Origin of the sequence: Sphingorhabdus sp., assembly GCF_046292425.1 — a bacterium.
GTDB lineage: Bacteria > Pseudomonadota > Alphaproteobacteria > Sphingomonadales > Sphingomonadaceae > Sphingorhabdus_B.
In genome coordinates this window covers 1-12,574 of sequence record NZ_JBKBQV010000073.1, presented here as the reverse complement: position 1 = coordinate 12,574, position 12,574 = coordinate 1, and the positions used below count along the sequence as shown (strand labels likewise).

The following is a 12,574-nucleotide window of genomic DNA, read 5'->3' as shown; positions in this document are numbered from 1 at the left end:
CCCAGATGAGGCCGGCCGCTTCAGGTTTGTCGGACGCGACGAGGGCGACGCTGTACGGGCTATCGGGCAGCCGTGCGGCTTCGACCAGCGCCTGCATGTTCGACCCGCGGCCCGAGATGAGGATGCCGAGCTTGCGCCTCATCCATCCCCCTCCCGCAAGCGGGAGGGGTTAGGGGAGGGCATGTGCCAAATTATTTCGCGCCGATGTTGGTTAAGTCCCATCGAGTTTCCCCTCCCGCAGGCGAGTGGAGGCATCAGTCCCCCGAACTGATCCGAGAGGCTCCACTGGGTTAGGGGAGGGCATGTGCCAATCGGTTGAGCGCGCGACGCCCGCTAAAGCTACACACTGCGCCAATCTAATCTCACGCAAAGCCGCAAAGGCGCGAAGAAGGCCTACTCTGGCCGGTCATAGTATAAAGCTATTTCGGGGATAACGCCCCTGTCACCGTAATTCCGGGATGGCTATACAGACAGAATTCTTGCCAATGCTTTGGGCGACTTAAAGTCGCAGGTTTTTTCGACGAGTTTACGCGATTAAATTTTACGGTGTATGCATGGCAACGCATTCATCGAGAGCTTTGATAAATTGATCAAATCCGTCAAATGAAATGGACGAAAAATCTTTGGACACATAGCTAGCCAGTGCAATTTTACCAAAATGCTTTGTGGAGTCGAATGTCTTCTCATTTGGATTAAATGATTTTCCATTTAAAGTAACATTTAGTACGCTTTTCGGAAGAAGATCCTCAATACATGTTTCAACTTTACCGGAAACTTGAGGTGTTTTAACCACATATAAATAATTCTGTAATTTTTTACCGATTATATTATCATCAGTTTTCAGATTTGTTTTGTGAACATTGTTCATTCTATTAATTAAATTTTTACATCCATCATCATTATCTAACACAATTATGGTTGGCTGCGATCTTAAATCTAGATTCAATCTATTTTTTTTCCTGTAGTACATTTCCAAAAATCGCATTAAATTTCCACTGCCGCCGTCGAGTCCGACGCTAAGCATTTGCAAACCGTCATGTCGAAGAAATTTAATCAAAAACTTATTGTTTTTAGCATCGAAACAATGTGGGGCCAAATGAGGCTTACGTCTGATTGCTTCTTTCAAATATAAAACATCACTTGGTCCTTCCGTCAGGACCGAAGCCTGCTTGTTCAGCACAAAGTTCTTTGCAAAAACAAATTTCTGAAGGAGACTAAAATACTGAGGTGGGTTGGCTCTAATTTCGATAATTGTTCGTTGATCGGTATGCATTTTTACGTGCGCGATGTGCATAAGGCGCCCTTCCAGGCGCCCAACCGGATTGTTATTTGCGGTTGACTGGATCTCACCGAGCTTAGGGCAGTTGTCAGTAAACGGTTCCACGAACTCCTTATAAATTACAGAACCATTTCTAAAGTAACTATCACATAGAACTCTGGTTTGATTATAGTAATCTTGGCTAATGTTAACAAATTTATTAACTGTAAGGCCCGTAACCGTCATACGTGACCTATTTTCGCTCATCCGTAACTTTTCGTAATTTATCGGAAGCCCTGCCTTCTCAAAAATGCTCTCCAACTCTGGACTTAATTTCCATCCTCCAGGCCAAATGATATCTTCAGTGGCAACACCGGAAGGGAATATTTTATGCGATGTTGAGATTGATATATCATCGCAATACCGAGAATATGTACAACCGCGCTTTTTTAGAAACTTCGAAATACGAACGTCAAAAAAACACGTTAAGAGGTTTGCAATGTGAGGAGAGCATGGACTTCCTTGCGGTAGCTTATTATCAAAGCAAGCAATCTGCGCTAGGTAAGTTGCGACTTTTTCGTCCAAGTTATAGTCTTTATTTTTGATAAAATAACCGCGCACTCTGCCGAAATTAAATTGGTCAAAGAAATCTTTTATATCTATATTTAACACAAATCGTCGCCGGGTATGAAGGCTTGCGTTGTCTATAATATCTTTGTCCCTTCGAAATCCAAAATATAGTCCCGAAGCCGCTCCTTTCGCCAAATCAATGTCGTCTTCACATTCGTAAAGTACCTTTAGTAGCTTCCTTTGGATAAATTTCAGTTTCGGCGTTGGAGCCAGAATATTACGAGTTCCACCGTTCTTCTTGCTGATACACTGAGCTGAGTACTTGTTTTCAGGCGGCATTTTGTAAAGGGCATATGAAAGGTCAGAGACGGGCACGCCAATTATCGATGCAAACGCTGCTCGATCTTTGCAGGCTTGTAGATCCTCAATCATTGTGACCGTGGGTACTCCTATGCGGTTAATCGGTATGCCGATAATTCGCCAAAAGTATTCCATTCAGGCTCATCGAAGTAGCCAGAGTTGGGCGCATACTACTCATCTGTCAAGATACTCAACAGTACATTCTACCCACGGTCGAGCCTGTATAACATCTTAAATTGTAACAGCAAAGGACGTTTCTAACCTAGGTTGTTAGAATTAGGGGTGACATGTGCGATACTCCCCAAACTCTGCCTCAACGGCAGCGGGAAGTGGTGAGTTAACACTCCCCTCACCTCCCCCTTGCAATGTAGGATTTCGTCTGTCAGCGTCACCCTCAACATCCGCAAACCGCCCATTGGCTGTATGGGCATGCAATCAGCCAGCGATGCCTCTCCCGCTCCGCCCTTAAGGCGACAAGGGAGACAGCGGCAACGCGGTTGGCCGAACTTCTGTAGGTTTAGGCGCCGCCCAAATCGTTTTAGGTGAGACCTTGGTGTGACTTTCCACCCGTAAGCCGCGCCTCCAAGCTGAAGCGTTTTAGTGAGACCTTAGTGTGAACTTTCGCCGCTCTCCCGCAGAAAAGCTGCCCCTGTAAAATCCGCGACCCGCGAACGGCCCCACTCGCCAAGGCAAAAGCAGCCGTGTAGACAGCGTCCATTGGACATCCTTGTCACGCGCTGGTCATGTTGGTCTGCGATGGGGCAAACGGTTTTTTGGGAGTATATCATGCGTACATTGTCATCCGCCCTTTTGGCATCCTGCCTGATCGCCGCGCCGTTGTTTGCGCAAGGTGCGCCTGCCCCCGCTCCCGCGCGCGCGCCTGCCAAATCACCAGTCAGCACCAGCCAGGGCTATCTTGACGCAGGGCAAGCGGAGCTGAACCGCTTGCTCGCCGAGAAGCCCAACAACCGCAAGGCGCGCAATGTCATCATCTTCATCGGCGACGGCATGGGCGTCAGCACGTTGACCGCTGGCCGGATTTTTGAAGGGCAGCAGCTTGGCCTCGACGGCGAATCCTTTGTCGGCGAAATGGACCGTTTGCCGCACACCGCCTTGGTCAAAACCTACTCGCACGACGCGCAAGTGCCTGACAGCGCGCCGACTGCGACCGCCATCGTCGCTGGCGTCAAAACCCGCAATGGCGTGATTGGCGTTGGCCCCGAAGCGGTCGAGAATGACTGCGCCGCAAGCGCGCCGTTCAAGGTGCAATCGCTGTTCGGCATGGCGGAGGATCGCGGCCTTGCCACTGGCATCGTCTCCACCGCGACGATTACCCACGCAACGCCAGCCTCCGCTTATGCCCACACCGCGCAACGCGATTGGGAGGTCGACGCCAACATGCCCGCCGCTGCCAAGGCGGCTGGCTGCACTGACATCGCGCGGCAAATGGTCGAATGGCCGCATGGCAATGGCCTCGACGTCATGCTGGGCGGTGGGCGTCAGCACTTCATTCCCGCGACGATGGCCGATCCGGAATATCCCAAGGCCAAGGGCAAGCGCGCCGATGGCAAGGACCTGATCGCGACGTGGAGCGCGGCCAATCCCAAGGGCGCTTATGTTTGGAACAGCGACAGTTTCGCTGCGGTCGACCCAAGGAACGCAACCAAGCTGCTTGGCTTGTTTGAACCATCGCATATGCAGTTTGAGGCGGACCGGACGGCCGCCGGCAACAAGGAGCCATCGCTGGCGGAAATGACGACCAAGGCGATTGCGATGCTGTCGAAGAACCGAAAGGGCTATGTCCTGATGGTGGAAGCAGGACGCATCGACCATGCGCATCATGGCGGCAATGCCTATCGCGCCTTGCAGGACACCGTGGCGCTGAACGCCGCGTTGAAGGCGGCGATGGGGGCGGTTGATCTGCGCGATACGCTGATCGTCGTGACATCGGACCATGGCCACGCCTTCACCATGGCTGGCTACCCCGAACGCGGCAACCCGATCCTTGGGGTGGTCTCTGCGCCCGTCGGCACGCCGACACTGGCAAAGGATGGCAAAGGCTACACCACATTGGGCTATGCCAATGGCCCCGGCGCAGTTTCCGCCGCCGAACGCAGTGACCCGGCGAAGGAGGACACAGGCGCCCTCAATTATCGGCAGCAGGCGCTCGTGCCATTATCCAGCGAAACCCATGGCGGCGATGATGTGGTCGCCCGCGCCGCTGGCCCAAAGGCGCATCTGTTCAAGGGCACGATTGAACAGAACACCATCTTCCAGATCATGCGCTCGGCTCTGGGTTTCAAATAAGGCGGGCTTGTAATCCAGGCAGTGCCGCCCACCTTATTGGGTGCGGGGGTACTGCACTGGAGGAAGCTTATGAAGCGGATTATGACTATCGCATGTTTGTCGGTTGCACTGGCAGGATGCGGTGAAGGCAGCGCCCTGAACGATACGGTCAAGATCAGCGTACGCGAATCGCTGGTTGCAACTTGCACCACGGCGGCGAGCGAGCAGGTTCCCGAGGGTATTCAGGTGGACATTGACAAGGTCTGCGGCTGTGCAGCGGACAAGGTTATGGATGGCAAAAGCGTGTCGGATCTGGCCGCCAATCCGCCAAGTCCAGCCGAAGGCATGTCCAAGGTACAAGCCTGCTTGCGGGAGCTTGGCCCGGTGAAAATCAACGCTGCAGCATAATTACGGCAGGCACATAAAAAACCCCGTCCGGGGGAGGGGTCCGGACGGGGTCGATATAGTCCTCTTCGCCTGCTAGGGGGATATATGAGGACGTCATTCAGGCCGCCGAAGCAGCCCGAATTCTTATGGCATTACGACGGTATCGACCACATGGATCGTGCCGTTCGATGCAACCATATCTGGTGCGGTTACAGTCGACTTGCCGCCCTTGGCATCGGTCAGAACAATCTTATCAGCATCCATGCGGGCCGTCAGGTTGCCGCCATTAAGCGTCTTCACGGTCGCGGTGCCGTTGCCGTCTTTGATCAACTTGACAAGATCGCCCGACTTCACATCGCCAGCGACGACGTGATATTTCAGAAGACTTGCAAGCTTGTCCTTGCTTTCTGGCTTCAACAATCCATCAAGCGTTGCCTTGTCGACCTTGGCAAATGCGTCGTTCGATGGCGCGAACACGGTGAATGGACCAGCGCCCGACAACGTCTCGCCCAGGCCCGCCGCCGTTACCGCAGTGACCAGCGTTGAAGCCTGCGGGTTGCCTTGTGCCAACGCCACAATTGTCTTGTCGCCAGTCGCTTCGGTGGCAACCATAGTGTCCGATGCCATCGCATCATCTTGTACGACTTCGGTTTCTGTGGTTTGTGCTGGTGGCTCTTCGCTGCCGCTGCAAGCCGTCAATGCAAGCGCTGACAGACCGGCTGCCCATGTAAGTTTCAATTTTGTCATAATCTAAGTCCTTCCGTATGACCCCTCAACAGACAGTAACGCGGGTCAAGGGTAGATGGATGCATTGCAGCCAAATTAATAAGTGGGATTCCCGTCAATCGCGATATAGGAAAGCATGATGACTGGCCTTGCCTCTGTCCTGCGAAGTGCGGCCATTGCTCTTCATAGCGTTAGCCCCACGCCCCGGCTTGATGCCGAGTTGCTGTTGGCACATGCGCTGGGGATCGATCGGTCGGAGATGCTGCTGCGACAGCATGACTTGTGCACTCCGGACAGTTTCGAAGCCTTGCTAGCCCGCCGCCTGTCTGACGAACCTGTGGCCTACATCACGGGAACGCAGGCATTCTGGAATATGGATCTGCAGGTAACACCTGATGTCCTTATCCCGCGCGCAGACAGCGAAACCTTGCTTGACGCGGCAATGGACTGGTTTGGTCCCGACAGATCACCGGGCCGCATTGCGGACCTTGGCACAGGTTCAGGTGCGTTGTTTCTCGCTGCTCTTTCGATATTCCCGACTGCAGAGGGTTTAGGGATAGACGCGAGCCGGGCGGCACTAGCCGTCGCCAGCAATAATGCCGATCGTTTGGGCTTTACGGGGCGTGCGCGATTCGAGCATCGCGACTGGACCAAGACCAACTGGAATGATGGTTTTGGAAAGTTTGACCTGATATTATGCAATCCGCCGTATATTGAAGAAACCGTTGTGCTTTCTCCTATGGTGGCCGCACATGAACCCCATAGCGCACTGTTTGCGGGAAAAGAGGGCTTGGATGATTACCGGATCCTGGTTCCGATATTGCACGAATTACTTAATCCGGGCGGAGTCGCGTTTTTCGAAATTGGTTATAATCAAGCCGAATCTGTCGGTAACTTGGCTGCACAAGCTGGGTTTTTAACACATTTGCGACATGATCTTGCCGGTAATCCACGCGTTGTTCGCTTTTCGCTTGGAATCGAACAATACAACGACTAGGGCATAGGGGCATCGCAGCAAAAAATCCGGTTTGACGGTCTTTTAGCGCGAAGCCGCCCCCCAGCGCAGATGGACGAATTGGCAGGGTCAATGTCGACCCTAGCGCAACCCAAAAATGGGTTCGGGGTTTCATGCAACCATAAAGTGCTAAATAGAGGACGGTCAGCCCTGATGAATACCAACAACAGGCAACAACAGAATAACAATCGTCGCCGCGGTCGGAACAATAACAACAATCGGCAACAGAGTAACAATCGCAACGGTTTTGATTACCAAAATCAGATTGACAATCGTGCGCGCGGCAACGCGGCGCAGATGTTGGAGAAATACAAAAAGCTGGCGCAAGATGCGCAATTCAACGGTGACCGCGTTAACGCAGAATATCACTTACAATTTGCTGACCATTATTTCCGCGTTCTAGCCGATTTCCGCAGCCGTCAAGAAGCGCGTCAGGAACAGCAGGGCGAGCGTCGTCCGCGCGACGATGCACGCGAAGACAACCGCGATGATCGCGATGACTGGCAGAATGATGATCGTTCGCAAAACTATGATCGCTCACCAAATTATGACGAGCAGCCAGCCGCCGTGAACGCTGATTCCGAACATGTTGGGGATACCGACCAAAATGACAGCGAGCCACGCGGTCAGCAACGTGAAACACGCGCGCGTCGTCCAGAGCGTAGCGAGCGTCCGGAGCGTAGCGAGCGTCCAGAGCGTAGCGAGCGCCCAGAGCGGCCAGCAAATAACCGGAACGCAAATCGTGGCCCGCGCCGCCATCACAGCGAAGTCAATGATGACGCGCCTGCTGGCCTTGATCTTGCGGTGCTGCCGCCGTCGATCGCAATATCTTCAAACGAAGATGAAAGCGTTGCTGAAAAGCCAGCCCGCAAGCCACGTGCCCGCCGCGCAAAACCCGCTGGCGATGAGGAAATTGCTGCCGCTGCGGAATGATGGCATGACGGTCGCGGGCTAATGCCGCACCACCATCAAGCCTCTGGTAAAGGCCGTGGCTTGTGGTCATCGTCCAGCGCGACGAACGTGAACAGTCCTTCGGTCACCTTGACCTCTTGCTGGCCGCGCTCGCGTGTTGCGATCACTTCGACGCGAATACCCATTGATGTGCGTCCGCACCGTTCGAGCGTTGCGTAGACCGAAATGATATCGCGCAGCAATATTGGCGCAATAAACTCCATCTTTTCGATAGCGACCGTCGCACAGGCCCCTTGCGCGATACGTCCGGCCAATATGCCACCAGCCTGATCCATCATGCCAAGAACCCATCCGCCAAAGATATGGCCGTTGGCGTTGATATCCGCGGGCCCCGGAACGACCCGTAAAACAGGGTCATTCCGTTGCGGAAGATTTCGAATATTGTCCGTCACCTGTCGGCTTCGTCCTCAAAAGGATCGTCAATCGATTCATCATGCCCTGACCCGCTGGATAGAAAGACAAGGCCCATCAGGGCTGCAGTCAGCATGATTGCCCCGGTTATCGCGCCAGCGGTTGCTATAAAGAAGTGGATGGAAACCATACCGTTCTGCCACCAGAATGTCCCAAGTGCGACAAGCGTCACAATCAGTGTCACGGCGAACATCCAACGCATAAGACGCCAATAGCGTCGCCATGCAAAGTTGGCATATTCGGGATCATCGAGGCGGGAGGGGCGAGTCATAGCTTGATAAGGCCGCCTTATGCTATAAGTTCCCTGAGGGGCAAGGACATAGGGAGAGAGTCGATGACGATTTCTGCAATTTTGGCCAAACATCATCCAGATGTGTTTACAGCTCTGCCGCATGAAAGCGTCACCGACGTTGTAACGCGACTTGCGGAGAACCGGATTGGCGCACTGCCTGTGGTAGATGGTCAGTCTGTCATTGGCATATTTTCCGAACGGGACATTGTCTATGGAGTGGCCCAGCACGGTGCGGCTTTCCTGACCAAGACCGTCGCCGATACGATGACCGCGCCCGCGATTACTGTTGCGCCTGACACGGCAATTTTGTCAGCGCTGTCGCTGATGTCGAAACGGCGCATTCGCCATCTTCCTGTCATAGAAAATGGCGATTTGGTGGGCTTTGTTTCGATCGGTGATCTGGTCAAACACCGGATTGAAAAGATTGAGGCCGAGGCAGCAGCAATGCGGGATTATATAAGTATGGCTTGATCCAACTGACCGCCAAATCCTTCCGCCCGCGCCCCTCGCGTCGCATCTGGAATACCATAATGTCCAACTTCGATTTCTACAGCGACCCCATGTCGCGCGGTCAAATTGTACGCTGGGCCCTGCACGACGTAGCTGCGGAGTATCTGCCGAATATTCAGGTAACGTACCGTGATCGGTTGACTTGCGCGGATTATGTCGGGAGCCAGGTCATTTGGGGCAAGTGATGGCTCCGTGCCCAAACGCGACGCCCTCATGCCATATAGCTACAGACTGAGCGCCCGGCATGGCCATGTCGAGGCCAAGGCAATAGATGCGGCCTTAATTGCACAAATGCCGGTGAATCCAACCCCCTATTGTAGGCAGCTTATCCCGGCTGCCCGGCGTCTGGTCCTGAGGCAGGAGAAGTCGCGACTGGCGGCGTTGTTTCTGGCTGGTTCATGATGTTGTTAGACGGCGTATACACCGGCTTTGGCGCGTATTTCATATTCCAGTCGGCCAAATCACGTTCATATTGCACATATGAATCGTAGAAAGTGACGAACACATTATCGATGTCAGCGATACCGGCAACCGCATAATCGGCTAGGGCGTCATTTGGCAGCAGGTTAGCTTCCTGAAGCTTCCGTAGCGATATGTCGCAATATTGCGCGCGCACAGGCGGCAGCGCGAAATAGTTATACAGATCGGTCATGCGGGTGTCGCGAATGCGCAAGCCGTTTTCTTTGGGATAGCGCTTCACATATTCCCGATCGACCAGCTTGCTGGTTTTGGAAAGCAGCACCTTATGGGTGACGATGAATTTGTTATATTCTGTCGCAATCTGTCCCCAGACTGGGCCCTGACAATTTAATGCAGCAACGTTCAGCGCAGAACGAAAATGCCAAATCTGCTCGTCACGGCTTAGGCCGCGGTTGGGGGTGACCCGAATGCCGTCCAAGCCTACGGGTGGAATAGTCATGGACAATGCTGCGCCCCCAGGTGGCAAGGGCATTGCGGGGGGTGGCGGCGGAGGGGGAGGTAGCGGAATTGGCGGCGGCGCCACTTTGACTGGCGCAGGTGCACACGCTGCGACCGCGCTGATAAAGATAATGGCAGCTAAATTTTTGACGCCCCGGCGCATGTATTTCTCTCCGATAACCTGAGCCCGATTCCAACAGGATTTTACACCGAAAGAAAAGCCCTGTTCGACAAAATTCCAAAGAAAATGGCCCAGTGGTTTCCCACCGGGCCATAATCATGTGTTCAAGCTGAACCGCCGATGACTATTCGCGGTTACCGAGGAAGCTCAGCAGAAACTGGAACATGTTGATAAAGTCGAGATAAAGCGTCAGCGCAGCCATAACTGCTGCCTTACCCATCATTTCTGCACCCTGAAGGTAGAAGTACTCGCTCTTGATACGTTGCGTATCATAAGCTGTCAGTCCTGCGAAGATGAGCACACCAGCGCAGCTGATAACCCAACCCAAGGTATCGGATCCAAGGAAGATGTTAACGATGGATGCAACGATCAAACCGACCAAGCCCATGACTAGGAAACTTCCCCATCCGCTCATATCCTTCTTTGTGGTGTAGGCCCACAGGCTAAGACCGGCAAAAGCTGCCGACGTCGCGAAGAAGGTTTGCGCAATGGATTCGCCGGTGAACATCATGAAGATGCGCGCCATTGAAAGTCCCATAAGGACTGCAAAGCCCCAGAACATCGCCTGAAGCGTTGCGGCAGAAAATTTGCCCTGGCCAAAGCTCATGGCCATTACAACTACCAGAGGCGACAGAATGATAACCCAGCTCATCAAGCTTGGATTGAGCATCAGATTTTGAGCCAGTTCCGTCTGAGCGAACAACAGGGCAACGATGCCTGTCAACAACACGCCCGATGCCATGTAATTATAAACCTTGAGCATGTGCGAACGCAGACCAGCGTCATAAGCGACGTCGCCACCCCGCGTACCAACACCTGCAAGACTTGACTGGGTCCCGGTTACCCGTGGATCGGACCACTGTGCCATGACTTAATTCTCCTCAAAACACGGCAATATAGCCGCATGAGGACTATATTGGATGAAATCGTTCCAAATTCAAGCGAAACACGACATGGACAGTTGCGATTTTTATGGAATCCTGTGCAGTTTGAAGTTGAATGGTAATTCATGTTGCACGCTATGCATGTTCTGCTAGCCGTGAAATTCAAGTCGATAACGGCCAGTCAGGGAGAGTATAGTGAGTGTGACGGTTGAAGGCGAAACCCCCAGCAACGTTCCGCAGCAGTCGGAGACGCCATTACCCGAAGCCAGCGGTTACAGCTGGTATGTGCTCGTTGTGCTTGTGGTTGTCTATATTCTCAACTTTATTGACCGGCAGATCCTCAGCATCTTGGCCGTCGATATCAAGGCTGACCTTGGCCTGACAGATGCCGATATGGGTTTTTTGGGCGGCGCAGCCTTTGCCGTGTTTTATGCGCTATTCGGCATACCGCTTGGACGGCTTGCGGACAATTGGAGCCGGGTGAAGCTCCTATCAATCGGTCTTGCGATGTGGTCAATCATGACTGCATTATCAGGTTTTGCGCGCAACCAGGTAGAACTCACGCTGGCACGCATGGGGGTTGGCGTTGGTGAGGCGACGGCAAGTCCGACCGCATATTCGCTGATCTCCGATTATTTCCCGAAGAAACAGCGCGCGACTGCGCTCGCAATCTATTCGTCAGGCCTGTATATCGGTGGGGGCGTGTCGTTGTTCATTGGCGCGCTCATCGTGCAAAGCTGGAACGCGGCCTATCCGCAAGGTGGTCCTCTGGGGCTGGTGGGCTGGCAGGCGGCGTTCTTGGCGGTGGGTATTCCGGGCGTACTCGTAGGCTTGTGGGTTGCTAGCCTTCGCGAACCGAAGCGCGGCGCAATGGATGGCCTAACTACGCCCATGCACCCTGCCCCTTTCCGAGCGTTTGTTGGCGATCTTTCGATGATTGTTCCGCCCTTTACTCTTTTGGGTGCGTGGCAGCGCGGCCCGACAGCGCTTGTAATAAATGTCTTAACAGGCGCTGCGATTGCCGCCTTTGCCTATTGGATGATCCAGCTAACCGGTAATTTGCCGCAATGGTCAGCCGTTGGCTTTGGCTATTACGCTGTCTTCTCATGGGCATCCACGCTGCGCGCAAAGGACCCGGCGACGTTCCGTCTGATTTGGGGCACACCAGCCTTTATCTGCACAACCATCGGCTATGGCCTTGTGGCGTTGGCGGCATACGCCCTTGCCTTCTGGTCTGCACCTTATGCGGAAATCGTGCTTGGCCTGCCAAAGCAGGAACTGGCGTTTATTCTCGGCGCAAATGGCGCAGTCAGCGGGTTTCTGGGTGTCATCGTCGGTGGCCGCGTGGCAGATGCATTGCGCACCAAAAACCCCGCCGGGCGCATCCTTGTCATCATACTCGGTGTTCTCGGACCAATTATTCCCATCGGCATTGGCTATACCACCGACAACGCGACATTGTTCTACGTCATGAACTTCCTCGCTGGCATGCTCGGTGCCACAGCGCTTGGTGCGGCGGCAGCGACGACGCAGGATCTCGTATTGCCGCGCATGCGCGGGACCGCGACTGCAGCCTTTTTCCTTGGCACCACGCTCGTCGGTCTCTCGTTCGGGCCCTATATGGTCGGGCAGATTTCCGACCTTGCCGGAACGATGGTCGACGGAAAGCTGGTGGGCAATTTGCGTGTCGGCATTCTCTCACTCATCGCCGTTGCGCCCGTGGCAATAGCCTTATTGATTGCCGCATATCGTACCGTTCCCAAGGCAGAACGCACGATTGTGGAGCGTGCACGTGAGGCAGGCG

At 53.7% G+C, this 12,574-nt stretch carries 14 protein-coding genes; 8 read left to right on the top strand and 6 right to left on the bottom strand.

The features are described from left to right. Positions 1 to 541: 541 nt before the first annotated feature. Positions 542 to 2,323, bottom strand: a complete 1,782-nt coding sequence (locus ACK4S7_RS12260) for a retron Ec67 family RNA-directed DNA polymerase/endonuclease (protein ID WP_409647280.1) — start codon at positions 2,321 to 2,323, stop codon at positions 542 to 544. 651 nt (positions 2,324 to 2,974) lie between these two features. On the opposite strand from ACK4S7_RS12260, the gene ACK4S7_RS12255 reads away from it, so the two are divergent. Then, positions 2,975 to 4,495, top strand: coding sequence for an alkaline phosphatase (locus tag ACK4S7_RS12255; protein WP_409647278.1), 1,521 nt, complete (start codon positions 2,975 to 2,977; stop codon positions 4,493 to 4,495). A 69-nt stretch (positions 4,496 to 4,564) separates the two neighbouring features. Then, on the top strand, positions 4,565 to 4,882 hold the full coding sequence (locus ACK4S7_RS12250) for a hypothetical protein (protein ID WP_409647276.1): 318 nt from the start codon (positions 4,565 to 4,567) through the stop codon (positions 4,880 to 4,882). A gap of 123 nt (positions 4,883 to 5,005) precedes the next feature. On the opposite strand, the gene ACK4S7_RS12245 is transcribed toward ACK4S7_RS12250, so the two are convergent. Further along, complete coding sequence (locus tag ACK4S7_RS12245; protein ID WP_409647274.1) at positions 5,006 to 5,608, bottom strand: fasciclin domain-containing protein; 603 nt, start codon at positions 5,606 to 5,608, stop codon at positions 5,006 to 5,008. 115 nt (positions 5,609 to 5,723) lie between these two features. On the opposite strand from ACK4S7_RS12245, the gene prmC reads away from it, so the two are divergent. Both prmC and ACK4S7_RS12235 read left to right on the top strand, forming a co-directional pair. Beyond that, positions 5,724 to 6,584: a peptide chain release factor N(5)-glutamine methyltransferase gene (prmC, locus tag ACK4S7_RS12240; RefSeq protein ID WP_409647271.1), complete on the top strand. Its 861-nt coding sequence runs from the start codon at positions 5,724 to 5,726 to the stop codon at positions 6,582 to 6,584. 171 nt (positions 6,585 to 6,755) lie between these two features. Next, entirely contained in the window at positions 6,756 to 7,535 is a 780-nt protein-coding gene (locus ACK4S7_RS12235; protein WP_409647269.1) for a DUF4167 domain-containing protein, read from the top strand. Positions 7,536 to 7,570: 35 nt separating this feature from the next. On the opposite strand, the gene ACK4S7_RS12230 is transcribed toward ACK4S7_RS12235, so the two are convergent. Both ACK4S7_RS12230 and ACK4S7_RS12225 read right to left on the bottom strand, forming a co-directional pair. Continuing rightward, complete coding sequence (locus ACK4S7_RS12230) at positions 7,571 to 7,966, bottom strand: acyl-CoA thioesterase (protein ID WP_409647267.1); 396 nt, start codon at positions 7,964 to 7,966, stop codon at positions 7,571 to 7,573. Next, positions 7,963 to 8,256: a hypothetical protein gene (locus ACK4S7_RS12225; RefSeq protein ID WP_409647265.1), complete on the bottom strand. Its 294-nt coding sequence runs from the start codon at positions 8,254 to 8,256 to the stop codon at positions 7,963 to 7,965. The genes ACK4S7_RS12230 and ACK4S7_RS12225 overlap by 4 nt, the downstream gene beginning before the upstream one ends. A gap of 63 nt (positions 8,257 to 8,319) precedes the next feature. On the opposite strand from ACK4S7_RS12225, the gene ACK4S7_RS12220 reads away from it, so the two are divergent. Then, positions 8,320 to 8,748: a CBS domain-containing protein gene (locus tag ACK4S7_RS12220; protein WP_409647263.1), complete on the top strand. Its 429-nt coding sequence runs from the start codon at positions 8,320 to 8,322 to the stop codon at positions 8,746 to 8,748. A gap of 59 nt (positions 8,749 to 8,807) precedes the next feature. Continuing rightward, positions 8,808 to 8,972: a hypothetical protein gene (locus ACK4S7_RS12215; RefSeq protein ID WP_409647261.1), complete on the top strand. Its 165-nt coding sequence runs from the start codon at positions 8,808 to 8,810 to the stop codon at positions 8,970 to 8,972. Positions 8,973 to 9,112: 140 nt separating this feature from the next. Here ACK4S7_RS12215 and ACK4S7_RS12210 read toward each other — a convergent pair whose 3' ends face one another. Further along, complete coding sequence (locus tag ACK4S7_RS12210) at positions 9,113 to 9,706, bottom strand: hypothetical protein (RefSeq protein WP_409647259.1); 594 nt, start codon at positions 9,704 to 9,706, stop codon at positions 9,113 to 9,115. On the opposite strand from ACK4S7_RS12210, the gene ACK4S7_RS12205 reads away from it, so the two are divergent. Continuing rightward, positions 9,705 to 9,890 (top strand): hypothetical protein, encoded by a 186-nt coding sequence (locus ACK4S7_RS12205; protein ID WP_409647257.1) that lies wholly within the window; start codon positions 9,705 to 9,707, stop codon positions 9,888 to 9,890. The genes ACK4S7_RS12210 and ACK4S7_RS12205 overlap by 2 nt on opposite strands. A 120-nt stretch (positions 9,891 to 10,010) precedes the next feature. Here the strand turns inward: ACK4S7_RS12205 and ACK4S7_RS12200 are convergent, their stop codons facing one another. Next, positions 10,011 to 10,754, bottom strand: coding sequence for a Bax inhibitor-1 family protein (locus ACK4S7_RS12200; RefSeq protein ID WP_409647255.1), 744 nt, complete (start codon positions 10,752 to 10,754; stop codon positions 10,011 to 10,013). Positions 10,755 to 10,971: 217 nt separating this feature from the next. Here ACK4S7_RS12200 and ACK4S7_RS12195 point away from each other — a divergent pair. Beyond that, positions 10,972 to 12,574 (top strand): spinster family MFS transporter (locus ACK4S7_RS12195; RefSeq protein ID WP_409647283.1); only part of this gene is annotated, 1,603 nt, incomplete at its 3' end.

Coding starts and splice junctions, on each gene's coding strand:
- ACK4S7_RS12220 (WP_409647263.1), top strand. CDS start 8,320: ATGACGATTTCTGCAATTTTGGCCAAACATCATCCAGATGTGTTTACA.
- ACK4S7_RS12245 (WP_409647274.1), bottom strand. CDS start 5,608: ATGACAAAATTGAAACTTACATGGGCAGCCGGTCTGTCAGCGCTTGCA.
- ACK4S7_RS12260 (WP_409647280.1), bottom strand. CDS start 2,323: ATGGAATACTTTTGGCGAATTATCGGCATACCGATTAACCGCATAGGA.
- ACK4S7_RS12215 (WP_409647261.1), top strand. CDS start 8,808: ATGTCCAACTTCGATTTCTACAGCGACCCCATGTCGCGCGGTCAAATT.
- prmC (WP_409647271.1), top strand. CDS start 5,724: ATGATGACTGGCCTTGCCTCTGTCCTGCGAAGTGCGGCCATTGCTCTT.
- ACK4S7_RS12250 (WP_409647276.1), top strand. CDS start 4,565: ATGAAGCGGATTATGACTATCGCATGTTTGTCGGTTGCACTGGCAGGA.
- ACK4S7_RS12225 (WP_409647265.1), bottom strand. CDS start 8,256: ATGACTCGCCCCTCCCGCCTCGATGATCCCGAATATGCCAACTTTGCA.
- ACK4S7_RS12235 (WP_409647269.1), top strand. CDS start 6,756: ATGAATACCAACAACAGGCAACAACAGAATAACAATCGTCGCCGCGGT.
- ACK4S7_RS12210 (WP_409647259.1), bottom strand. CDS start 9,706: ATGACTATTCCACCCGTAGGCTTGGACGGCATTCGGGTCACCCCCAAC.
- ACK4S7_RS12255 (WP_409647278.1), top strand. CDS start 2,975: ATGCGTACATTGTCATCCGCCCTTTTGGCATCCTGCCTGATCGCCGCG.
- ACK4S7_RS12205 (WP_409647257.1), top strand. CDS start 9,705: ATGGACAATGCTGCGCCCCCAGGTGGCAAGGGCATTGCGGGGGGTGGC.
- ACK4S7_RS12200 (WP_409647255.1), bottom strand. CDS start 10,754: ATGGCACAGTGGTCCGATCCACGGGTAACCGGGACCCAGTCAAGTCTT.